19 protein-coding genes are annotated in these 22,030 nt (G+C 67.7%); 11 read left to right on the forward strand and 8 right to left on the reverse strand.

Annotated features, from left to right (window positions below):
- Position 1 precedes the first annotated feature (1 nt).
- Together ACN5KJ_RS07610 and ACN5KJ_RS07615 are read right to left on the reverse strand one after the other, a co-directional pair.
- Positions 2-547 (reverse strand): NnrU family protein, encoded by a 546-nt coding sequence (locus ACN5KJ_RS07610; RefSeq protein WP_418593057.1) that lies wholly within the window; start codon positions 545-547, stop codon positions 2-4.
- 36 nt (positions 548-583) lie between these two features.
- Positions 584-1,432 (reverse strand): HpcH/HpaI aldolase/citrate lyase family protein, encoded by an 849-nt coding sequence (locus ACN5KJ_RS07615; RefSeq protein ID WP_418593059.1) that lies wholly within the window; start codon positions 1,430-1,432, stop codon positions 584-586.
- 362 nt (positions 1,433-1,794) lie between these two features.
- Here ACN5KJ_RS07615 and ACN5KJ_RS07620 point away from each other — a divergent pair, with 362 nt between their 5' ends.
- Both ACN5KJ_RS07620 and ACN5KJ_RS07625 read left to right on the forward strand, forming a co-directional pair.
- On the forward strand, positions 1,795-2,118 hold the full coding sequence (locus tag ACN5KJ_RS07620; RefSeq protein ID WP_418593061.1) for a hypothetical protein: 324 nt from the start codon (positions 1,795-1,797) through the stop codon (positions 2,116-2,118).
- A gap of 294 nt (positions 2,119-2,412) precedes the next feature.
- Positions 2,413-3,672, forward strand: coding sequence for a glycosyltransferase family 4 protein (locus ACN5KJ_RS07625; protein WP_418593063.1), 1,260 nt, complete (start codon positions 2,413-2,415; stop codon positions 3,670-3,672).
- Positions 3,673-3,744: 72 nt separating this feature from the next.
- Here ACN5KJ_RS07625 and ACN5KJ_RS07630 read toward each other — a convergent pair whose 3' ends face one another.
- The gene (locus ACN5KJ_RS07630; protein WP_347165609.1) at positions 3,745-4,245 is read right to left on the reverse strand and encodes a DUF3576 domain-containing protein; all 501 of its coding nucleotides are present in this window, start codon (positions 4,243-4,245) and stop codon (positions 3,745-3,747) included.
- A 269-nt stretch (positions 4,246-4,514) separates the two neighbouring features.
- On the opposite strand from ACN5KJ_RS07630, the gene ACN5KJ_RS07635 reads away from it, so the two are divergent.
- The 6 genes from ACN5KJ_RS07635 to ACN5KJ_RS07660 all read left to right on the forward strand — a co-directional run bounded on the left by ACN5KJ_RS07635 (position 4,515) and on the right by ACN5KJ_RS07660 (position 10,358).
- Entirely contained in the window at positions 4,515-5,492 is a 978-nt protein-coding gene (locus ACN5KJ_RS07635) for a porin (RefSeq protein WP_347165610.1), read from the forward strand.
- 90 nt (positions 5,493-5,582) lie between these two features.
- Positions 5,583-7,043, forward strand: a complete 1,461-nt coding sequence (locus ACN5KJ_RS07640) for a tetratricopeptide repeat-containing sulfotransferase family protein (protein ID WP_418593065.1) — start codon at positions 5,583-5,585, stop codon at positions 7,041-7,043.
- Positions 7,019-7,687 (forward strand): YggS family pyridoxal phosphate-dependent enzyme, encoded by a 669-nt coding sequence (locus tag ACN5KJ_RS07645; RefSeq protein WP_418593067.1) that lies wholly within the window; start codon positions 7,019-7,021, stop codon positions 7,685-7,687. The genes ACN5KJ_RS07640 and ACN5KJ_RS07645 overlap by 25 nt, the downstream gene beginning before the upstream one ends.
- Positions 7,688-7,729: 42 nt before the next feature.
- Positions 7,730-8,662 (forward strand): bifunctional riboflavin kinase/FAD synthetase, encoded by a 933-nt coding sequence (locus ACN5KJ_RS07650; RefSeq protein ID WP_418593069.1) that lies wholly within the window; start codon positions 7,730-7,732, stop codon positions 8,660-8,662.
- 182 nt (positions 8,663-8,844) lie between these two features.
- On the forward strand, positions 8,845-9,321 hold the full coding sequence (locus tag ACN5KJ_RS07655) for a YcgN family cysteine cluster protein (RefSeq protein ID WP_418593071.1): 477 nt from the start codon (positions 8,845-8,847) through the stop codon (positions 9,319-9,321).
- Positions 9,318-10,358 (forward strand): threonine aldolase family protein, encoded by a 1,041-nt coding sequence (locus tag ACN5KJ_RS07660; protein ID WP_418593073.1) that lies wholly within the window; start codon positions 9,318-9,320, stop codon positions 10,356-10,358. Before ACN5KJ_RS07655 ends, ACN5KJ_RS07660 begins: the two co-directional genes overlap by 4 nt.
- A gap of 260 nt (positions 10,359-10,618) precedes the next feature.
- Here the strand turns inward: ACN5KJ_RS07660 and hspQ are convergent, their stop codons facing one another.
- On the reverse strand, positions 10,619-10,945 hold the full coding sequence (gene hspQ, locus ACN5KJ_RS07665; RefSeq protein ID WP_023852488.1) for a heat shock protein HspQ: 327 nt from the start codon (positions 10,943-10,945) through the stop codon (positions 10,619-10,621).
- 242 nt (positions 10,946-11,187) lie between these two features.
- Between hspQ and ACN5KJ_RS07670 the strand changes: the two genes are divergently transcribed.
- The gene (locus ACN5KJ_RS07670) at positions 11,188-11,781 is read left to right on the forward strand and encodes a lytic transglycosylase (RefSeq protein WP_418593076.1); all 594 of its coding nucleotides are present in this window, start codon (positions 11,188-11,190) and stop codon (positions 11,779-11,781) included.
- Between the two features lie 185 nt (positions 11,782-11,966).
- On the opposite strand, the gene ACN5KJ_RS07675 is transcribed toward ACN5KJ_RS07670, so the two are convergent.
- The 4 genes from ACN5KJ_RS07675 to ACN5KJ_RS07690 form a co-directional block, all read right to left on the reverse strand.
- Positions 11,967-12,560 carry a LolA family protein gene (locus tag ACN5KJ_RS07675; RefSeq protein ID WP_418593078.1) on the reverse strand — a complete coding sequence of 198 codons (594 nt, stop codon included), beginning with the start codon at positions 12,558-12,560 and terminating at the stop codon, positions 11,967-11,969.
- Between the two features lie 878 nt (positions 12,561-13,438).
- Positions 13,439-16,804, reverse strand: a complete 3,366-nt coding sequence (locus ACN5KJ_RS07680; protein WP_418593080.1) for a DNA translocase FtsK 4TM domain-containing protein — start codon at positions 16,802-16,804, stop codon at positions 13,439-13,441.
- Positions 16,805-16,828: 24 nt separating this feature from the next.
- Complete coding sequence (locus ACN5KJ_RS07685; RefSeq protein WP_418593082.1) at positions 16,829-18,007, reverse strand: aminotransferase class I/II-fold pyridoxal phosphate-dependent enzyme; 1,179 nt, start codon at positions 18,005-18,007, stop codon at positions 16,829-16,831.
- A gap of 135 nt (positions 18,008-18,142) precedes the next feature.
- Positions 18,143-19,483 carry an amidase gene (locus ACN5KJ_RS07690; protein WP_418593084.1) on the reverse strand — a complete coding sequence of 447 codons (1,341 nt, stop codon included), beginning with the start codon at positions 19,481-19,483 and terminating at the stop codon, positions 18,143-18,145.
- Between the two features lie 128 nt (positions 19,484-19,611).
- Here ACN5KJ_RS07690 and ACN5KJ_RS07695 point away from each other — a divergent pair, with 128 nt between their 5' ends.
- A complete protein-coding gene (locus ACN5KJ_RS07695; RefSeq protein WP_418593086.1) occupies positions 19,612-20,859 on the forward strand; it encodes a UbiH/UbiF/VisC/COQ6 family ubiquinone biosynthesis hydroxylase in 1,248 nt (415 codons plus the stop codon).
- 238 nt (positions 20,860-21,097) lie between these two features.
- Positions 21,098-21,847: an SDR family oxidoreductase gene (locus ACN5KJ_RS07700; protein ID WP_347165618.1), complete on the forward strand. Its 750-nt coding sequence runs from the start codon at positions 21,098-21,100 to the stop codon at positions 21,845-21,847.
- Positions 21,848-22,030: the final 183 nt, after the last annotated feature.

Here is a 22,030-nt window from a genome sequence, read left to right on the forward strand (position 1 = left end):
TTTAGCCGAAGGCCTGATATCCGAGAAAGCCGTGGATCATGCCGATGACGAAAAGCAGCACAAGCGAGGCGGCAAGGAAGATCGCGTCCTTCTTGATCGCCCCCTTGGCAGGCGGCACCCAGCCGGGTTCGGCGCGGTTGATCACCGCCATCTCGACCACGGCCCAAAGGCCCAGCCCGCCGAACAGGACAAAGGACGGCACGTCGCCGTTCACCAGCAGATGCGCCAGCGTCCAGATCAGGAAGCCGGTCAGCATCGGGTGGCGCATCCGGTAGAACAGTGCGCCCTTCGCAGGCCCCGGCGAGGTGAAATAGAGCGCGGCCACCATCATCAGGTTGTTGATGCCCACGGTTGCGGGGTGCCGGCCCCAGAAAAAGGCGCCCTCGGCCATGCGGTAGCCGAAGATCATCAGCAGGACAGAGGCCACAAGCGCCAGCGCCACCATCCCCTTGCCCTTGTCGCCCATGGGCTGGCGAAAGCCCGGGGCAACCCGTTTGAACAGATGCGCCGCCCACCAGAGCGCGACACCGAGAATCAGAAGCAGCATTGGCGATCCCTCATGTTAACCCCGTCCACAAAGACCCTATTGCGCAAGCGCGGCAATGGCCTCTGCCCTGGATAGCATCCTGCGGGCGGTCTCGACATGCAGGTTCTCGACGATCTTGCCATCGACGACGGCGACCCCCTGCCCTTCTTTCTCGGCGGTCTCGAAAGCCGCGATCTGGCGGCGGGCGAGGTCGATTTCTGCCCCGGACGGCGCAAAGGCCGCATTGGCCACCTCGACCTGCGCCGGGTGGATCAGCGTCTTGCCGTCCATGCCCATGTCGCGGCCCTGTTCACATTCGGCGCGCAGGCCCTCGGCATCCTTGAAGGCGTTGTAGACACCGTCGACGATGACCACGCCATGCGCCTTGGCGGCCAGCAGGCACAGGCCGATCCCCGGCATCATCGGCAGGCGGTCGGCGCGGAAGCGCGCGTTCAGCTCTTTCGCAAGGTCATTGGTGCCCATGACGAAGCCCGCAAGCCTCGGGTGGGCGGCGATCTCGGCGGCGGCAAGCATGCCCTTCGGCGTCTCCATCATCGCCCAGAGCGGCTTCGAGGTCAGCGCGGCCAGCGCATCGAGATCCGCGGCGCTTTCGACCTTGGGCAGCAGCACGGCATCGCAGTCCATGGCGTCGGCGGCGCGGGCATCGGCCTCGCCCCACTCGGTGTCCAGCCCGTTGATCCGCACGATCCGCACCCGGTTGCCATAGGACTGCGCCAGCGCCGCCTTAAGAGTGTCCCGGGCGGCAGGCTTTTCCGCAGGGGCAACCGCGTCTTCAAGGTCGAAGATCACCGCGTCCACGGGCAAAGAGCGCGCTTTCTCCAGCGCCCGCTCTCGCGAGCTGGGGATGTAGAGAACGGAACGGTAGGGGCGGATGGCCATGTCCATGCGAGTCTCCATGCGCAACAATATTGCGCATGAAATGCACATTTCTTGCCGGAAAGTTCAAGCCCAAATTGCCGCAGTGCAGAAGAATCGTTCGGGCGCGGGGGACCCGCGCAGGGTGTCAGCGCCTTTCGCCCGACTTCGGGAGCCCGCGAAGAGGGTAAATACTGCGAATTTTAGGCAACGCGCGCAGCGTTAACCGGCTGGTAGGCGACCCGGCATGAGGATGCCTGCATGGCTCAGAACGGGCCGGGGCGCGGGGCCTGACAACAAGGCCGGCGTCCGGGGATCTGAGAGGACCCAATCCGTACCGGCCCGGCCCGCAAAGCGGCGCATCGACCGGTACAAGCCGAAGGGTGACAACGATGACGGACAAGTTGGCGAAACTGGGGATGCTCTCGGCGGGCATCCTGCTGGGCGCCGCAACCCTTGTGGAGGCCCAGCAGGCGATGCGCCACTGCGCCCCGCGCGACACGGTGGTGGAACGTCTGGCCACGAAATACGGCGAGACGCGGCAAAGCATGGGGCTCGGCTCCAACAATGCGGTGATGGAGGTCTTCGCCTCTCCCGACTCGGGGTCCTGGACCATCACGGTGACCATGACAAACGGCGTCACCTGCCTTGTCGCCAGCGGGCAGGCCTTCGAGGAACTGGCCGAGGCCCTGCCGCCCAAGGGCGACGACGCGTGACCCCGGCGCGGGCCGCGGCCCGCCGCCCAGCATATTGCCGCAAGCCGGGCTGGCGCCGAAGCGCGAGGGCCCGGCTTTTCCGTTCGCCCCTTTCCCGGGGCCGCCCCGCCCCGGGCCGGGGCGAGCCACCTGTCCCCCTGCATTCCTGAAAGGCCGCGCCGCAGACAGGGGCCGCGCCAGCTCGCCCCGGCGGTCTGGCATCGCTGCCGCACCCCGGGCCGGATGGGCACCCTCCCCCTTGGCCCGCCCGCCTCCGCCGTGGCAAGAGTCCCGGGACCAGCGGAAAGGGCGCCCATGAAGATCCTCCTGATCCACCAGAATTTTCCCGGCCAATACAAGCACCTGGCGCCCGCGCTTGTGGCCCTTGGCCATCAGGTCGTGGCCCTCACCTGCAAGGTCAAGGAACCGCAACGCTGGAAAGGCGTGCAGATCGTGCCCTACGCCATTCGCGGCGCCAGCACGCAGGGCATCCACCCCTGGCTGTCGGATTTCGAAACCAAGCTCTTGCGCGGCACCTCCTGCTACCAGGGCGCCATGGCGCTGAAACAGCAGGGGTTCGAGCCGGATGTCATCTGCGCCCACCACGGCTGGGGCGAAAGCCTGTTTCTGAAGGACGTCTGGCCCAAGGCGCGGCTGGGCCTGTACTGCGAACTTTACCACCTGTCGCAACAGCCCTTCCTGAACTTCGACCCCGAGTTTCCCAGCCGCACGCCGGACATCGACGGGCTGCGCATCCGGCTGAAGAACCTCAACAATCGCCTGCACGAAGAGGTTATGGACGCGGGTATCTCGCCCACCCGCTTCCAGGCCTCGACCTTCCCGGCGGACTGGCAGAATCGAATCACCGTCGCCCATGACGGCATCGACACCGATCAGGTGCGCCCCGACCCGCAGGCCCGCCTTGCGCTCGACGACGGCAGGGTGCTGAGCCGCGACGACGAGGTCATCACCTTCATCAACCGCAACCTCGAACCCTACCGGGGTTACCACATCTTCATGCGGGCGCTGCCCGGCATCCTGAAGCGGCGGCCAAACGCGCATGTTGTGCTGCTGGGCGGGGATGACACCTCTTACGGGGCGCGGCCGCCGAAGGGGCAGACCTGGAAGCAGATCTTCATCGACGAGGTGCGGGGCCGAATCCCCACGCCGCACTGGGACCGCGTGCACTTCCTGGGCCGCGTGCCCTACGCGCGATTCCTCGCGATGCTGCAGGTCAGCAGCGCGCATGTCTACCTGACCTACCCCTTCGTCCTGTCCTGGTCCCTGCTGGAGGCAATGAGCGCGGGCTGCGCGATCCTCGCCAGCGACACCGACCCGGTGCGCGAGGTCATGTCAGAGGGCGAAACCGGCTGGATGGTCGATTTCTTCGACACCGAGGCACTGACCGAGCGGCTGTCCGCGCTGCTTGACGATCCGGAGGCGCGCGCAGGGCTGGGCCGGACGGCCCGCGCCTTCGCGCAGGAACACTACGACCTGCAGCGGCTCTGCCTGCCGAAACAGGTGGACTGGGTCATGCGACTGGCCGACACGCCCCCGCTTCCGCCGCGCGACTGACCGCACGGCTGATTGAGGGGGGCGTTTTCCTGCAAGGAAAACGGGACGAATTCTTTGGAAGAATTCGGCGCCTCAGATCCGACCGTCCTGCGCGCGCAGCTGGCGGGCACGGGTCAGGATCGCGTCCTCGATGGCGCGCACCGTCGCCTCGGGCGCGGGGCCCGCGTTGGTCATCAGCGCAATGTTCAAAGAGCGGGCATCCAGCGCCGGGTCGCTGACGTAGATCGTCGCGCGATAGGCCCGACCGCCGCCCGGAGGCGTGCCATAGCCGGTGGTGATGACCCCGGTGAAGGGATCGACCGACTGCACCGGCAGGAAATCGAGCGTTTCGAGCGAGGCGTTCCAGATGTACTTGTTGACCGCGCCGACCTGACCGGCGTCTTCGCGGGCCCGGAAAAGATCCCAGATCGTGGACCGCGAGCGGGCGCGACGGCCCTTCTCGATATCGATCTCGTCGAGGATTTCATTGGCGCTGGGGGTTTCCACGGGCTGTCCGGCCCGGTTTCCGCACCCCGCCGTCACCGCCAGCACCATCACCAGCGCCGTGCCGGTTACGAGTCGCGAAATGCGCATGTCACCCTCTCCCACCTCGGATCGTTCGGAACCCTGCATACAAGCGGGGCGCCATGGCGGCAAGAGACCATTGACCGCCCCATTCCCGCGGGAATCCCCGATAAAAGAGCCGTCTGGCAAAGGCCTTGTGACAATTGCGCATCACTGATCCGGTTGTTGAGGCATGGATTTTCGGACGGGTTGCAAAGGCGGGGCCGTGAAGCGCATAGAAACCGCATCAAGGTCGGAACACCGGCTTGGTACGTGCCTTTGAACACATGAGGGAAACAATGAAAAACATCCTGTTTGCGACCACCGCACTGGTTGCCGTCGCGGGTGCAGCAGCTGCCGAAGTGACCATCACCGGCTCCGCCGAGCTGGGCCTCGTCCAGAACGAAAACGGCTCCGGCGACGCGTACACCGGCGACCTGTCCGAAACGCAGGTCTTCACCGACATCGACGTGACCTTCTCGATGACCGGCGAAGCCGACAACGGCCTGACCTTCGGTGCAAGCATCGATCTGGACGAGACCGGCAACCCGGATCCGAACGTCGATGACGCAGCTCGCCTGCCCGACGCCACCATCTTCCTGGCATACGGCGCAGCCCGTCTGACCGTTGGTGACACCGACTCCGCGTTCGACGCTCGCCTGACCGAAACCAACCTGGCCGGCGGCTCGATCAACGACGACGAAACCGTGCACCCGGGCTGGAACGGCCACAGCAACTTCGACGAGTTCTACGGTGGTCAGGAAATCCGCTTCGACTACACCTTCGACGCGTTCACCATGTCGGTCTCGACCTCGCCGGACCGCTTCAAGAACTTCGACCCGTCCTATGCAGTTGGTGTGTCGTACAACGCCGACCTGGCTGGCCTGAACCTGGCCCTCGGCCTGGGTTACATCCAGGTTGACGAAGACGTTCTCGGCTACGACAGCGAGCTGGGTGTCAGCGTTGCAACCACCTTCGACAACGGCCTGCAGGCTGTGCTGAACTACTCCAAGATGTCCGACGACTCGTCGGGCGGCCTGGACGACGGCAGCCACTGGGGTGTTGGCGTTGCATACACCATGAACGCCCTGACCCTCGCCGCCAACTACGGCGAGTACGACTGGGACGGCGGTGACTCCTCGGGTTACGGCCTGGTCGCCAACTACGACTTCGGCGGCGGTCTCGTCGGTCAGTTCGGCTACGGTGCCGGCGAATTCTCCGCACCGGGCGTCGACTACGAAGACACCTGGTCGCTGGGTCTGGCAATGTCCTTCTAAGGACATCAGCCATTCGGCTTAGGGAAGAGCGGGCGCTTGCGTCCGCTCTTTTCTTTTGGTTCAACGGCCCGGCACATGCCCGAGGCCGCCATGACCCCCCAGGAAATCCGCCCAGCGTTTCAGAAGGCCCTGGCCTTCCTGCAATCCGGCCAGCCCGACCGGGCAGAGCCGCTGCTGACCGCGCTGCTGGAAGCGACACGGGGCGCCGCCGAGGTGCATTTCCACCTCTCGCGCGTGGCCGAGATGCGCGGCGAGACAGAGGCCCAGATCGCCGCCCTGACCGAAGCCCTGCACAAGAAGCCCGATGAGCCCGCCGTGCTGACGGCGGCGATCACCGCGCACAGCCGTCGCGGCGACACGGCCGAGGTTGTCGCGCTTTACGACCGACTCATCGCGCTTAACCCCAAGGACATCGGCCCCCGGGCGGCCAAGGCGCTGTATCTTCAGAACACCGGCGATTTCGAGGGCGCCGAGAAGATCCTGCGCAGGCTGATCCGCCAGAATCCGCAGGCGCTGGAACTTTACCGCATGCTCTCGACCGTCACCAAGCTGCCCAGGGGCGATGCGCTGGTGCGGCAGATGCGGTCCTTCTGGCCCGACAAGCGGCTGAACGATCACGGGCGCATGCATCTGGGCTTTGCCCTGGCCAAGGTGTCCGAGGATTCGGGGCAGACCGACAAGGTCTTTGCCTTCCTGCGCCCCGCCAATGCCGCGCAGGGACGCCTTGCGCCCTTCGATGCCCCTGCCCGCGACGCGGAATGGCGGGCTTTCCGGGCGGCGCAGGACGCCCCCGACTACAGCAGCCCCGTTGCCCCCCTGCCCCAGCGGCCCGTCTTCGTCACCGGCCTGCCACGGTCGGGCACCACGCTGGTGGAACAGATCATTGCCGCCCACAGCGGCGCCCGCGCGGGCGGAGAGATGGGGCACGCGCTGTCGCAGGCCGTGGCCGCCTTCGGCCCCGCCGCGCGGGCGAAGCCACTGGCCAGCCTCGGCGCGGAAGAGCTGGGCGCCTATGCCGACCGTTACACCCGCCTGGTGCGGCGCGACACCGGCACCGCGCCCGGCGTCGTCACCGACAAGTCGATCCAGTCACACCTGGTCTACGGCTACATCGCCCGCGCCATGCCCGAGGCACGGCTGATCGTCGTCCACCGCGATCCGCGCGACATCGCCCTGTCGATCTACCGCAACCATTTCGCGCTTGGCACGCACCGCTATGCCACCGACCTTGCCGCCATCGCAGAGACCATCAAGCGATTCCGCGAGAACATCGACTGGTGGCGCCCGCGCCTGGGTGATCGCCTGTTCGAGATCCGCTACGAGGATCTGGTCAGCGATCCCGAATCGCAGGCCCGCGCCCTGATCGCCGCCGCCGGGCTGGAGTGGGAGGACGCCTGTCTCGACTTCCACAAGGCCAGGGGCGCGGTGAAGACCCTGAGCCTGGCGCAGGTGCGCCAGCCTATTCATGCCGGACGCCGCGAGGCCTGGCGCAAATACGAGGCCGACCTGGCCCCCTTCATCGCAGCATGGGGAGACGACCCTTGGGACTGACCGACATCCGCACCCGTATCGAAAAGGCCTGCAGGGAGGCGGACCGCGATCCGTCCGGGGTGACGCTGGTGGCGATCAGCAAGGTCCAGCCGCTGGAGCGGGTCGAGGCGGTGCTGGCCGAGGGCCAGCGCGTCTTCGGCGAGAACCGCGTGCAGGAGGCGGCGGGCAAGTGGCCCGACTTCAAGGCGCGCTTCGAGGGCGTCGCGCTGCATCTGGTCGGTCCCCTGCAATCGAACAAGGCCCGTCAGGCGATGGAGCTGTTCGACGTGATCCACTCGGTCGACCGGCCCAAGCTGGCGCAGGCCATCGCGCGACTCGCGCAGGAACTGGGCAGCTGCCCCGACCTCTTCATCCAGGTGAACACCGGCGAAGAAGACCAGAAGGCCGGGATCCTGCCCGCCGAGGCGGATGATTTCATCGCCGAATGCCGCGCGCTGGATCTGCCGGTCAGGGGGCTGATGTGCATTCCCCCGGTCGAGGAAACGCCCTCGCTGCACTTTGCCCTGCTGGGCAAGATCGCCGCGCGCAACGGGCTGAGCGGTCTGTCCATGGGCATGAGCGGCGACTTCGAAGAGGCCATCGCGCTGGGGGCGACCCATGTGCGTGTCGGCTCTGCCATCTTCGGAGAGCGCGTGAAGACCTGAAGGCGCCTTGCGGCCCGTGCCCGTCCAAGCTAATCCGCTGCCATGCGCATCGTTCGAGACTACCAATATGTCAGGCCCGAGGATCGGGGTGCCAGCGTCGCCATCGGCAACTTCGACGGCGTGCATCTGGGCCATCAGGCGGTCATCGACCTTGCCCGCAACGCCGCCCCCGCCGCCCCGCTGGGCGTGCTGACCTTCGAGCCGCACCCGCGCGAGTATTTCGCCCCCGAGGCCCCGCCCTTCCGCCTGATGAGCGCCGAGACCCGCGCCGCGCGGCTGGAAAAGCTGGGCGTCGAGCACCTGTACCAGCTGAACTTCAACACCGCGCTGGCCTCTCTGACGCCGCGCGCCTTCGCCGCCAATGTCATCCGCGACGGGCTGGGGCTGGTGCATGTGGTCGTGGGCGCCGATTTCTGCTTTGGCCAGGGCCGCGCCGGATCGGTGGCGGATCTTCAGGCCTTCGGCGAAGAGATGGGATTCGGCGTGACCGTGGCCGAGCTGCTGGAAACCGGCGGGCAAGAGGTCTCTTCGACCGCGATCCGCGCGGCGCTGACCGAGGGGCGCCCCCGCGACGCGGCCCTGCAACTGGGCCACTGGCACCGCATCGACGGGCAGGTGATCGGCGGCGAGCAACGCGGGCGGGTGCTGGGCTTTCCCACCGCGAACATGTCCATCGACGGGCTGCACCCGCCAAGACTGGGCGTCTATGCGGCCTTGGTCGAGGTCCGCGACGGCCCGCACAAGGGCAGCTACCAGGGCGCCGCCTCGATCGGGGTGCGGCCCATGTTCGGTGAGAACAGCGCGAATATCGAGACCTTCCTCTTCGACTTCACCGGCGATCTCTACGGCAGCACCCTGTCGGTCGCGCTGGTCGACTACCTGCGCCCGGAAGAGAAGTTCGACAGCCTCGATGCGCTGATCGCGCAGATGGATGCCGATTGCGCCCGCGCCCGGCAGATCCTCTCGGCGCTCTAGGCCCCGCGGATCTGCCCCCGGCAACGGCCGGCCTTCGCCAGCAAAACCCCTGACACGGCCCCGGATGCGGGCCGTCAGGACCCCCGCCACCGGAAACCCCGTAGCGGCCTGCCGTCCCGCGTGCAGCCCGCTTTGGCGCGGGCGGATTGTCCTTCGGCCTGCGCTTCGCTAAGGCTCGGGGCATGAGCTCCGACCCCATCCCCCGCGACGGCCTCGCCCCCCGCTTCTGGGAAAAGAAGCCCCTGACGAAGATGTCGCGCCCGGAATGGGAAGCGCTCTGCGACGGCTGCGGCAAATGCTGCCTGAACAAGCTGGAGGACGAGGAAACCGGCGAAGTCGCACTGACCCGCGTCGCCTGCCGGCTGTTCGACGACACCACATGCCGCTGCGCACAATACCCGATCCGCCACCAGTTCGTGCCCGAATGCATCGTGCTGAAGCCCTCGAACATCGGCGAAAATCTCTACTGGATGCCCGAAACCTGCGCCTACAAGCGGCTCTGGACCGGGCAGAGCCTGCCCGACTGGCACCCGCTGCTGACCGGCACGCAGGACAGCGTCCACGAGGCGGGCGTCTCGATGCTGCACCGTACGGTGGCGGAATTCGAGGTCGATGATGACGACTGGGAAGACCACATCATAGAGGAGCCCACGGGATGAGCCTGTCCTTCGCATCCGACAATTGCGCCCCGGTCCCGCCGCAGATCCTCGCCGCGCTCGCCCGCGTGAACACCGGCGCCATGCCCAGCTATGGGGCCGACCCCGAGACCGCTGCTGTCGAGGCGCGCTTTCGCGAGATCTTCGGCTGGCCCGAGGCGCGGGTCTTCCTGGTGGCCTCCGGCACGGCGGCCAATGCGCTGGCGCTCTCGGTGCTCTGCCCGCCCTATGGCACGGTCTTCTGCTCCGAGGTGGCGCATGTGCACGAGGACGAATGCAACGCGCCCGAGTTCTACACCGGCGGCGCGCGGCTGACGCTGGTGCGCGGCGGCGATGTGATGACCCCCAAGACCCTGCGGACGGCGCTGGCCGCCGAGGGCAACCGCGGCGTCCACGGACCGAAGCGGGCGGCGGTCTCGGTGACCAATGTAACCGAGATGGGCAATGTCTACACGCTGGACGAACTGTCGGCGCTTGGCGCGGTGGCGCGCGAACACGGCCTGCCGGTGCATCTGGACGGCGCGCGCCTGGCCATGGCCTGCGCCAGGCTGAGCTGCAGCCCCAAGGCCATGGCAGAGGCACTGGGGGCCGAGGCGGTCGTCTTCGGCGGCACGAAGGTGGGCGCCATGGATGTCGAGGCGGTGGTGCTGCGCGACGGCAGCCGCGCCGAGGAGATGGCCTATCGGATCAAGCGCGGCGGGCATCTCTATTCCAAGGGCCGCTACATGGCCGCGCAGATGGCGGCGCTGCTGGAGGACGACCTGTGGCACGCCCTCGCCGCCCAGGCCAACGCACGCTGCGACAGGCTGCGCGCCGGGATCGAGGCCGCCGGGGTCGAGGTGATCAACCCGAGCCATGCCAATATGCTGTTCATTCGCCTGCCGGTGCGCGTGCACGAGGCGCTCAAGGCGCGCGGCGTGGTGCATTTCTTCGACAGCGGCGCGCCCGGGGACGTGGTGGCCGGGCGGCTGGTTTGCGACTGGTCAACGACCGAGGAGCAGGTCACGGGGTTTCTGGACGCCCTGCGGATGGCTCTCTAGCCGGTTCCTGCGGTTTCGCCTGCCCTTGGCAGGCGACCGGCTGGGGGCTTTGCCCCCGCTCGCTGCGCTCGCCCCCCAAGGTATTTGGAGACCAAAGAAGAGCGGGCGCGGGCTGCCCTTCTCTGGTTACGAAATACCTCGGAGAGCACGAGAGGCAGAGCCTCTCGTACGGTCGCCTGTCGACCGTTCCCGCGCCGCGGGCGGACCGGTTCGCATGCCTTCAGACCGCAGCCACCCGTTCTGGCCGGGTCGGGGCCGGCTCAGTTCATCTGGAAGTGCAGCGCGTAGCTGCCGTCCTCGAAGGCGCCGAAGAGGTCGGGAATGTCCGGGTGATCCACCGGTTCGCCGGAATAATCCGCCACGAGGTTCTGCTCGGAGACATAGGCCACGTAGAAGCTCTGCTCGTTTTCCGCCAGCAGATGGTAAAAGGGCTGGTCCTTGATCGGGCGGCTGTCCTCGGGGATTGCCTCGTACCATTCCTCGGTGTTGTTGAATTCCGGATCCACGTCGAAGACCACCCCCCGGAAGGGGTGTTTGCGGTGCCGGACAACCTGGCCCAGATGATATTTTGCGCGCGTACGAAGCATGTACTTTCCCTTTTACAGTCCCGATCCTACCGTCGACCGGGGCTGTAAGTCCAACTCTTGCCCTATTTTCGCCGGAAACACTCTGTGAAGCGCTTTCCAACAGTGCTTTCGGCGTTTGTGTCGCAGGGCGGCCCGACCGTCAATGCGGGTTTCCGCCCGCCCCTGAAATGTGATTTCCACATCGCGCGGGATCGGTTAAAATAGGCGGAAAGACATAACAAAACAACAGACGCGAGAGGCATATGAGCAGACTCCTTCGCGCCATTACGATCCTTTTGCTGGCCGGCTCCTGTGGCGGCGGCGGCGGATCTGGCACGTCACCGGACAACCTCGACAACGCCTGTTCGATCCTGCAGCAGCGCCCCGGCTACTACCGGGCCTTCCGCGGGACCGAACGCAAGTGGGGCGTCCCGGTGCATGTGCAGATGGCCACGATCTACCAGGAAAGCAAATTCATCAGCGATGCGCGCACCCCCCTGCGCTTCTCGCTTGGCGTGATTCCCCAGGGCCGGCAAAGCTCGGCCTTCGGCTACAGCCAGGCGCTCGACGGGACGTGGAAGGAATACCTCGCCTCCGAGGGGCAGCGCCGGGCGCGACGGGACGACATCCGGGACGCGACCGATTTCATGGGCTGGTACATGGCGCAGTCGAACCGTGAGCTTGGCATCCCGATGGCGGACGCGCGCAACCACTACCTTGCCTATCACGAGGGGCGGACGGGCTTCCGGCGCGGCAGCTACAATTCCAAGGCATGGCTCCTGCGCGTATCCTCGGAAGTCGGCAACCGCGCGCTGGTTTACGAGCAGCAGTTGAAAAGCTGTCGGCACGCGCGCTGAGGCGCTGTGCTGTCGATTGCGAGCGGGGGGCCTCAGGCCCCCCCTTTTCGTCTTTGGCAGGTCCCAGGGACCGCCTGCCTGTCTTGTGGGTGCCTCCGGGCGCGGCCTTCTCCCCGCCTTGCCGGGGCCTTCCCATAAAAAAGCGCCCGGCAGGGGCCGGACGCTTTGCGCAATCGTCGCAGGGCTCAGTTCCGCAGCTTCTCAAGCTCCGGGTCGATGTAGAAAAGCCGGTTCGGCAGGTCTTTCTGCTGAAGCCCGCCCAGCACCACGGTCGTCTTCGTGCCGTCCCCGTCGGTGATCACCCACTGGCGCAGTTCCACCGGGCTGCCGGTGAACTTCAGCTGGATCGACCCGTATTCCGGCCGCTTGGGGTCCTGGGCGGTGACCACCGTCGCGGTGCCGTCGTACTGATGCGCGGTGACCATGCCGGCACGGGTCAGGTCCACGTTGCGGTCGAGGATGATCGACAGCGGCGTCTGGTTCAGCGGATAGGTGTCGGCGGTAGCGCCCAGCTTGCGGTCGAGGATATAGACCGCGCCCGCAGAGGCCATGACCAGCGCCCGCTCTGGCGGATTGTAGTCGAAACGCACCTTGCCCGGACGCTTGATGGAAATCTCGCCGGTCGAGATCGTGCCATCGGCGTTGATCTGAGTGAAGGTGCCGACTGCCGACTGGATAGAGTTGAGATACTTCGAGATCTCGCCCAGCGAGAGCTGCTGCGCCTGCGCGGGCAGCGCAAGCAGGGTCAGGGCCAGTGCGGCGAGGGTCTTGCGGATCATGTCGGTCCTTCCTGATCGTGTCGTGGTCACTGTGCCACGGCGGGCCTTGATATGCGATATCAGCCGCATGGAACCCCATATCGGTGGCGGATCGGGGCCGATCAACCCCCAAGCGGGGCTGCGGCGCTCCGGCCCTATCACGTCCGCGACAGGGGCTGTTTCACGCGGTGCGATCGTGGAGGCAACGCGCGAGGGCGACAGAGCGTTCCATGGCAAGGTCGGATCGGCCCGGCGCGGGCCACCGGCAAGGGGCCGCGAGAGGCAGAATGCGGGTCAGGCCCGCCCGCCGGGGCAGGCCTGCGGAAACCTGACAAAAACACTTTCCTCGCAATACCCGACAAGCCAACTCAAGTATTTGATTTTACGTAATTTTTCCTTGCAACCCCGGAAGGCCTGCCCTATCTTCATGTCATCGGACGACGCCAGCCAGCCTTTCGCAAGCCAGCAAACTCCTCGCTCCCTAGCAAGCCAGCATTTTTGCAAGCCAGCACGCCAGCTTTTCGCCAGCCCGTCCAGTCGCCAGCTTTTCGCCAGCCCCGTCGCGCCAGCCGCCGCCAGCACCGACGCCGCGTTGCATCCGGCCCTTGGCAAGCGATCCATGGCTGCGGCAGACTGTCAGGCAGGCGCACGATCCCCTCTCCCTCCGACACCATGACCGGATAGCAGGCCCGGCGCTTCAGCCGCAGGCCTCTTGCGCCGTCGCCGTCCACGCCCAGAGCGTCGAATCGGTAGGCCCCCGGCCTGCAGCGCAGCCCTGCGCCGCCCCCCTGCCCGCACGCGCCGATACGAAAGCGCCGGGCCAAGGTCACCCCCCGGCCCGGCGCATGACAGCACGATGCTTCAGCGGCGCTGCCGCCGCGCGGGTCCGGCAGCCGGCCCTACTGTTGCTCGGGCACGAGGATCTCGCGCTTGCCGACGTGGTTCGCGGCAGAGACGACGCCCTCCTCCTCCATCTGCTCGACGAGGCGCGCTGCCTTGTTGTAGCCGATGCCCAGCTTGCGCTGGATGTAAGAGGTCGAACACTTGCGGTCCTTGATGACGATCGCCACCGCCTGATCGTAGAGCGCGTCCTCGCCGCCGGTGTTGCCGCCGGTGTTCAGGCCCAGCACCGCGTCGATATTGTCGGCCTTCTCGTCGTCCGGCCCCTGCACCACGCCCGAGACATAGTCCGGCGGACCGAAGGCCTTGAGGTGGTTGACGATCTCCTCGACCTCTTCGTCCGACACGAAGGGGCCGTGGCAGCGCGTGATCCGCGACCCGCCCGCCATGTAAAGCATGTCGCCCATGCCCAGAAGCTGCTCTGCCCCCATCTCGCCGAGGATGGTCCGGCTGTCGATCTTCGAGGTCACCTGGAAGGAAATCCGGGTCGGGAAGTTCGCCTTGATCGTGCCGGTGATGACGTCGACCGAGGGCCGCTGCGTGGCCATGACAAGGTGGATGCCCGAGGCGCGTGCCATCTGCGCAAGACGCTGGATGCAGGCCTCGATCTCCTTGCCCGCCACCATCATCAGGTCGGCCATCTCGTCGACGATGACGACGATATAGGGCATCTTCTTCGGCTCGATCTGTTCCGTCTCGAAGACCGGCTCGCCGGTCTCGTCGTCGAAACCGGTCTGAACCGTGCGCTCGAACATCTCGTTCTTGGACAGCGCGTCGGCGACGCGGCCGTTGTAGCCGTCGATGTTGCGCACGCCCATCTTGGACATCTTGCGATAGCGGTCTTCCATCTCGCCCACGACCCACTTCAGCGCCACGACGGCCTTCTTGGGGTCGGTGACGACGGGGGACAGCAGGTGCGGGATGCCGTCATAGACCGACAGTTCCAGCATCTTGGGGTCGATCATGACCAGCCGCAGATCCTCGGGCGTCAGCTTGTACAAGAGCGACAGGATCATGGTGTTGATCGCCACCGACTTGCCCGAACCGGTGGTGCCCGCGATCAGCAGGTGGGGCATCTTGGCAAGGTTCGCAACGACCGGATCGCCGCCGATGTTCTTGCCCAGGGCCAGCGGCAGCTTGTGATTGCCGTCACCGAATTCGCGGCCCGCGAGGATCTCGCGGAAGCAGACCATCTCGCGGTTGTCGTTGGGCAGTTCGATACCGATCACCGAGCGGCCCGGCACGGTCGAGACGCGCGCCGACAGCGCCGACATCGAGCGCGCGATGTCGTCGGCAAGGCCGATGACGCGGCTGGCCTTCAAGCCCGGCGCCGGTTCCAGCTCGTACATGGTGACGACGGGACCGGGGCGGACAGAGACGATCTCGCCCTTCACGCCGTAGTCGTCGAGCACGGATTCGAGCATCCGGGCGTTTTCTTCCAGCGCCTCGTCGGACAGGATGTGACGCGTCACCTGGTCGGGCGACATCAGCAGCGACAGCGGCGGAAGCTCGTAGTCCACTTGCCGGTCCTCGAAGGACAGGTCGGGCTGTGCTTCCAGCTTGGCGCGGGTCGACAGTTGCACCGGCTTGCGCACCGGCTGCTGCACGACCTTCTTCGGCTCGGGCATCGCGGGGGCGGCGCGGTGGATCGGCGTGGGCGCGGGGGTGGAGTGGTCGAGGATCGTGGCTTCCTCCGCCTCGCCGAAATCGTCGTCCGACCATGTTCCGACGCTCTCGGTCGACCACGCGGCGCTGTCCTCGGCCTGCCAGGCCTCGGCCCGGTCGTCCTGCTGGTCGTCGTAGCGGTCATCGTCGCGGTCGTCGTCACCGTAGTCGTCGAAATCGCGCATCTCGGCGAAGGCGGCATCGTCCTGCCATGCCTCTTCCGGCTCCGGCATCGGCTGCGCCACGGGCGCCTGCGCGACGGGGGCCTGCGGTTCGGCAGCACGCGGCTCCGCAAAGCGGGGCATGGTCTGCTGCGGCTCGACATGACGCGGTTCGGCATGGCGCGGTTCGGCAAAGCGCGGCATGGCGCCCTGCGGTTCGGGCGCCCGGACAAGGCCGCGGGTGGCGGTCAGCGCATCCGTCGCGACGCCTGCGGCCATGGGCGCGGCGTGATGCGCCGTCAGCGGCGGCTCCGGCGGCAGCGTGCGGGCGGCGGCGGTCAGAGGCGGCTCTGGCGGCAGGCCGCGCGTCTGCGGCTTGAAGATCAGCGGCTGCGGCCCGTGGCCGCGCCCCTTGGTCAGCGGCTTCGTCGGGTCGGGGCGCTTCTGCACACCGGGCACGGCCACCGGCTTGCCGCGCGCGCTGACCGCCTTGGCGATCTTGGCGCGGATGCGATCCTCGCCCGGAGCGTCGATGTCGTGCGCGACCTCGCGGGTGACCAGTTCCGGCTCTGGCATCGGATCGGCGCGGCGGATCAGCGCGGGCATCCGCGACAGGAACCCGCCCTTCTCGGGCTGCGCGGGGACGGCGGGTTCGTCAAAGACCGCGTCATCCTCGAAGATATAGTCGTCCTCGTCCTCCTCGTAGACCGGCGCGGCGGGCAGCGGATCGGCGCGGCGCACGCGGGTCGCGACCAGCGGCGCAGGCGCGGCCATGGGCATCGCCTCTTGCGCGGCGGCCTCGGCCTCTGCCATGCGGCGGGCGCGGCGCTCTTGCTGGGCGGCCTGAAGCCGCTGTGCGCCGGTCATGGCACCGCTCATGGCACCCGAGGCAGAGCGCCCGGCGATGCGCACGAAGGTTGCGTAGCTGACCAGAAGCCCGATCAGGCCGAAGCGCCCGATCGCCTTCAGTTCGGGGCGGGTAAAGCCCAGCACGAAGGCGCCAAGGCCAAGGATACCCAGCCCCAGGAACAGCTGGGCCAGCTTCAGCCCGAGACCGGCAGAGAACGGCAGGATGCCGATGATCGACCCCATCATCATGTCGCCGAAGAGGCCGCCCATGCCGAAGTTGTGGCCCCACTCGGCGCCTTCCGTCAGGCCCGAGGCATAGACCGAGCAGAGGGCAACCCAGATGGGGGCGAAGATCAGGCAGGTCATGGCGCGGCCCTGCCCCCGGTGCAGGATCAACCGCCCGCCCCATGTCAGGAAGACCGCCGCCAGCGCCCAGGCGCCGGCGCCCACGATCATGAAGAGCGGCGCGGCGATATAGGCGCCCATGCGCCCCATCCAGTTCTGCACCGGCGCATCCGTGGCCGAGAGGAAGCTGGGGTCATCGGGCGAGTAGGAGGCGATCATCGCCGAGACGATCAGCCCGACGATCACCAGCCCGACACCCACCAGTTCGCGCCCGCGCCGTTCCAGCGTCGCCGCCGTGTCGCTGTCGAAAAGGGGATCGCGCCCCCGTGCCTGATATGATGCCATGCCTCGCCTCACCGTTTCTTCTAGTTATGCAAACAAGCAGTCCCTGATCGCCGTCAGTCCTGCCTTGGTCTCGTCAAAGGGCGCCACGAGGGCGACCCGGATGTATCCCGCGCCCGGCGTGCCCGAGGGCTGCGCCTTGGACAGGTAGGCGCCGGGCAGCACCCGCACGCCGGTTTCCTGCCAGAGCTTCAGGGTCGCCGCCTCGCCGTCGGGCACCGGCAGCCAGAGGAACATGCCCGCCTGCGGGCTCATGTAGCCGGGGACATGCCCCAGGATCTCGTCCGCCAGCGCGTATTTCGCCGCGTAGAGCGCGCGGCTGGCGGCGACGTGCTCTTCCTCGCCCCACAGCCGTTCCGACACATGCTGCACCGGCAGCGGCAGCGGCGCGCCGGAATAGGCGCGCAACTGCTTCATGCGCGCGATGCTCTCGGGTCCGCCCGCGACGAAGCCCGAGCGCAGGCCCGGCAGGTTCGACCGCTTGGACAGCGAATGAAAGGCCAGCACCCGCTCGGGGTCGGCGCCCGTCTTCGCGGCCACCTGCAGCGCGCCCACCGGCGCGGCGTCACGGTAGACCTCGGAATAGCATTCATCGGCGACGATGCGGAAGTCGTGCTTCTCCGCCAGCGCCAGCAGGTCGGCCCAGTACTCGGCGCTCGCCATGACACCCTGCGGGTTCGCGGGCGAGCAGAGATAGACCATCGCCGTGCGCGCCAGCACCTCGGGCGCGACCGACGAGAAATCCGGCAGGTGCCCGGTCTCGGCGGTGGCGGGGACAAAGACCGGCTCGGCCCCCACGGAAATCGCCGAGATCATGTAGACCTGATAGAAGGGGTTGGGCATCAGCACGACCGGGCGCTGGCCGTTCTTGGTCTCGGGGATCAGCGCCATGCCGGCGTTGTACAGCCCCTCGCGCGTGCCGTTCAGCGCCATGACCTGGCGCTCGGGGTCCAGCGTCACGCCGTAGCGGCGGTTCAGCCAGCCGCAGATCGCCCCGCGCAGGCCGGGCGTGCCCTCGTTCGGCGGATAGCGCCCGAAGTCGGCGGCGTGCTCGGCCATGACCGGCCCGACCCAGTCGGGGAAGGGGTGCTTCGGCTCGCCGATGGACATGTGCAAGACCGGACCACCCGCGGGATGCGGGTCGAGCAAGGCCCGCAGACGCGGGAACGCATAGGCCGGTAGGTTCGAGAACCGCTCGGGGAACATGGATGGACTGCCTCTGGATGCGGGATCATGGGCGCCCCGCTTTCCGGGAGGATACGAAATATGGGGGGCATCTGTCCAGAATCCTCAGACCCTTGACGGCGGATGTGGCGGGAAAGTCGCAATGCGTGAAAAGGTTTACGCAACGCCCCGCACGGTGGATTCGACCTCCGCCGCCAGCCGCAGCACGCGATGCTCGGCCATGGGCGGCGCCATGAGCGAGACGCCGCAGCTTGGCGTGTCGCTGGGAAGATGCACGATGGCCCCGCCCAGCAGGTTGCCAAGGCGCGTGTTGCGCAGCGTCAGCAGGTTGGCCTTGGCGAAGGTCTCGCCCAGCTGCATCAGCATCTCGACCTTGGGCGGCAGATTCGGGGCGGTCGGCACGATCACCGCGTCAAAGCCCGCCGTGCGTTCGGCCCAGATCAGCCGGACCTCTTCCAGCCGCTTCCACGCGGCGACGAAATCGGCGGCGGCGGGCGTCTTGCCCAGCTCGAAACGCTCGCGGATGGGCTGGAACATCGCCTGCGGATCGGCCTCGATGGCCTCGCGCCAGGTGGCCCAGGCCTCGACGCTGTAGAGCATGCCGGATGCGTCCATCGGCGCCTCGATCTCGGGGAAATCGAAGGGCACGATCACGGCCCCCTCGCCTTCCAGACGCTCCAGCGCGGCGCGATAGGCGCGGGCGGGCACCTCTTCCATGGCGTCCAGCACAACGGTCTGAAGCGCGCCGAGGCGCAGGCCTTTCACCGGGCGCGGATTGCGCAGATCGGGCGCCGGGGCGCCTTCGAGCGCGCCAAGCAGAAGCGCGGCATCCTCGACCGTCCGGCACAGCGGCCCGACAGTGTCGAAACTGGTGATCAGCGGCACCACGCCGGTCAGAGGCAGGCGGCCCACGGTGGTCTTCAGCCCCACGAGGTCGTTCCAGCAGGCGGGCAGGCGCACCGAACCGCCAGTGTCCGACCCGATCCCGGCGGGCGCCAGGCCAAAGGCCACAGAGGCGGCGGCCCCGGAGGACGAGCCGCCCGGCGCCGCGTCATGGTCGTTCACGCAGGGCGAGGTGGCCGTGACCGGGTTCAGGCCCAGCCCCGAGAAGGCCAGTTCCGACATATGCGTCTTGCCAAGGCAGACCAGCCCCGCCTGCGTGGCGTTGCGCAGCACCTCGGCGTCGCGCGCGGGCACGCGCCCCTTCAGCAGCGCAGAGCCCGACTCTGTCGCCACCCCGGCGGTGTCGTAGAGATCCTTCCAGCTTATCGGCACGCCGTCCAGCACCCCCCGGCGCAGCCCCAGCCGCGCGCGGTCGCGGGCGGCCTCGGCCTCTGCCAGCGCCCGATCTTCGGTCAGGCGGGCATAGATGCGGGGCGCGAAGGCATGGGCCCGGATCGCGTCGAGATAGGTTTCGGTCAGCGCAACCGGGTCGATCTCGCCCGCGCCGATGCCACGCCCCAGGTCCGCCGCGCTCATTGTCGTCCAGTCTGCCATCGCCTTCGCCCCTCTGTCTTGCGTCGCCTTTGCCCGTCCCGGGTTCGGGCGGACCTATCCTGTCCGGGTGCCCTGTCCTGTCGGCTGTACCCGGGTCGTCGCGGCGGACGGTAGCGGCAGCGGGGCGCATGGACAATCCCGCCCGGCGCTTCATATTGCGCGCCATGGAACACGACCTGATCATCGTGGGCGGCGGCCTGAACGGCCCCGCCCTTGCCCTCGCCGCCGCGCAGGCGGGCCTGTCCTCGGCGGTGCTGGACGCGCTGCCCGCCACCACCCGGTCGGAGGACGCCTTCGACGGACGTTCCTACGCGCTGGCGCTGGCCTCGCAGCGGATGCTGGCGGGGCTGGGCCTGTGGGACGGGCTGGCCGGGAACGCCCAGCCGATGCGCGAGATCAAGGTGACCGACGGGCGCGTCGGCGAGGCGGAGGTCTTCCTCGGCCTGCATTTCGATTCGGCCGAGATCGAGGAAGGCCCGATGGGCTACATGGTCGAGGACCGCTTCCTGCGCCGCGCCCTGCTGGAGGCGATGGAGGCAGAGCCGCTGGTGAGCCATCGCGGCGGCGCGCGCGTCACCGCGCAGTCAACCGCACCCGAGGGCGCCTCGGTCACGCTGGAGGACGGCACGCGGATCACGGGCCGCCTGCTGGTCGGCGCCGACGGGCGGCAAAGCGGCGTGGCGCAGCGCGCAGGGATAAGGCGCACCGGCTGGGGCTACGGCCAGACCGCGCTGGTCTGCGCCATCGCGCATGACAAGCCGCATGGCGGTGTGGCGCATCAGCTGTTCCTGCCGCCGGGGCCGCTGGCGATCCTGCCGCTGACCGGCAACCGCAGCTCTATCGTCTGGGCCGAGACCGAGGCCCGCGCCAGGGCGATCAACGCCCTGCCGGACGCGCAATACCTCGAGGTGCTGCGCCCCCGCTTCGGCGATTTCCTCGGAGAGATCTCGCTGGCCGGTGCGCGCTTCACCTATCCGCTGGGCCTGACGCTGGCCAATGCGCTGGTCGCCGAGCGCCTTGCGCTGGTGGGCGACGCGGCGCACGGCATGCACCCCATCGCGGGCCAGGGGCTGAACGCCGGCCTGCGCGACGTGGCGGCGCTGGCCCATGTACTGAGCCATGCCCAGCGGCGCGGCGAGGACATCGCCGCCCCCGCCGTTCTGGCGCGGTACGAAAGCTGGCGCCGATTCGACACGGCCACGCTGGCGGCCTCGACCGACCTGTTCAACCGCCTGTTTTCCAACGACAACCCGCTGGTGCGCATGGGCCGCGACCTGGGCATGGCGGCGCTTGGCGCCCTGCCCGGCCTGCGCCGCGGCGTGATCCGCGAGGCGGCGGGGTTGACAGGCGACCTGCCGGACCTGATGCGCGGCTAGCGATCCGCGGCACGGGCGGAGGGGGCTCTGCCCCCGCTGCGCTCCCCCGGGATATTTCCGGACAGAAGAAACCGGGGGCCCGGGAGGCCTCTGCGTTCCAGGGCTTGGCCTGCGCTGCTGCCCTGTCGCAATACCCGATGCAACGCGGCCTCACGGCACATCATCCGCAGCGTCCAGCGTCTTCCCTTCACGCCCAAGCTGTGACATGTCACCGCGACGGAAACCGGGAGAGTAGATCATGACCAAATGCGCAATCGTCACCGGGGCCGCGCGCGGCATCGGGCTGGCCACCACGGACCTATTCCTGAAAGAGGGCTGGCAGGTGGCAATGCTGGACCGCGACGGCGAAGAGCTGGCCAAGGTCGCGGGCGAGCGGCAGAACGTCCTGCCGGTGGTGCGCGACGTGTCGAACCCGCAGGACGTGAACGCCATGGTGCGCGAGACGCTGGACTGGTCGGGCCGCATCGACGCGCTGGTCAACAACGCGGGCGTGGCGGAATTCGGCCCGGTGGCGGATCACGATTTCACCATGTGGCGCCGGGTGATGGAGACCAACCTCGACGGCGTCTTCCTCTGCACGCAGGCCTGCGCGGAGGCGCTGAAAGAGACCCGGGGCGCGGTGCTGAACATCGCCTCGATCAGCGGGCTGCGCGCCTCCACCCTGCGAGTGGCCTATGGCACCTCGAAGGCGGCGGTGATCCAGCTGACCAAGCAATTCGCGGCGGAGTTCGGCGAATACGGCATTCGGGTGAACTGCGTGGCGCCCGGGCCGGTCAAGACAAAGCTGTCGATGGCGGTGCATTCGCCCGAGATCATCAAGGCCTATCACGATGCGATCCCGCTGAACCGCTACGGTTCGGAGGACGAGCTGGCGCAGGTCATCGTCTTCCTGTGTTCAGAGAAGGCCTCTTATGTCACCGGGCAGATTGTCGCCGTGGACGGCGGCTTCGAATCCACCGGCGTGGGGCTTCCGGCACTGCGGGTCTGACCCGGCCAACCCGGCTGGCGTCGCAACAGGCCGACAAAGCGCCTTTCGGTCTTCTTTGGTCCGAAAATACCTCGGAGAGCACGAGAGGCAGCGCCTCTCGTACAGGCGCGCAGCGACTGTCCCCTGGGGACCGAAATGCCGGAAGAGATGCAAAAAGGAAAAGGGCGGACCCGCGGGGCCGCC

It is taken from the genome of Ponticoccus sp. (in: a-proteobacteria) (assembly GCF_048381735.1).